The 256-nt window shown below is 53.9% G+C and carries 1 pseudogene; it reads right to left on the bottom strand.

The window, feature by feature from the left end:
• Positions 1-256 (bottom strand): annotated as a pseudogene (locus SB753_RS39095) (dihydropteroate synthase); the annotation flags it as partial.

The following is a 256-nucleotide window of genomic DNA, read 5'->3' as shown; positions in this document are numbered from 1 at the left end:
GGGTACAACGCAAAGGGATCAACTTCAACCACATGCATATCACGGTTATAAACATGAATCCCATCCATGGTGACCTGAACACGAAAATTCGGATCTCGCACCTGTTCGGCAAACGCAGCGATCTCATCGGCGTCGTAAGGAAAAGGCCGCTTGGAATGCAACGCAGACAGATCAGAATCAATCCCTTTAGGCAGCACCTGCGCCTCAAAAGCCGCATGCATGACACGCCGCGCGACGTCGGCCTCACGCACGGCAC

This window comes from Paraburkholderia sp. SIMBA_053 (genome assembly GCF_046534895.1).
GTDB lineage: Bacteria > Pseudomonadota > Gammaproteobacteria > Burkholderiales > Burkholderiaceae > Paraburkholderia > Paraburkholderia caledonica.
This window is presented reverse-complemented; position numbering and strand designations above follow the sequence as displayed.